This is a genomic window from Idiomarina sp. Sol25 (genome assembly GCF_033052775.1).
GTDB lineage: Bacteria > Pseudomonadota > Gammaproteobacteria > Enterobacterales > Alteromonadaceae > Idiomarina.
This window is the reverse complement of sequence record NZ_JAUPEW010000168.1, coordinates 1-260: the sequence shown is the minus strand read 5'-3', so window position 1 is coordinate 260 and position 260 is coordinate 1. Positions and strand designations below refer to the sequence as shown.

General features: G+C 67.3%; 1 protein-coding gene. It reads left to right on the top strand.

Annotation, left to right across the window (positions count from 1 at the left end; translation table 11 throughout):
• Positions 1-260 (top strand): type IIL restriction-modification enzyme MmeI (locus tag Q5L94_RS13885; RefSeq protein WP_317498939.1); only part of this gene is annotated, 260 nt, incomplete at both ends.

Sequence of the window (260 nt, the reverse complement as noted above, 5' to 3'; positions counted from 1 at the left end):
GAAGCCAAGCAATCGCGCACCGTCAAAGGCACCAAGGCCGAGGACAAACAGCTCGCCCTCCCCGACGAGGCCGGCCCCATCGGTCGGCGCACGGTGGAGAAGGGCTGGGACACCTACATGCTCAACGCCCGCCGCCAGGCGGAGGATTACGTCGCGCGCCTGGATGTGGAGCACACCGCCCCGCCCTTCATCATCGTCTGCGACGTGGGCCATGTGCTGGAGCTTTACGCCGACTTCTCCGGCACCGGACGCGGCTACAC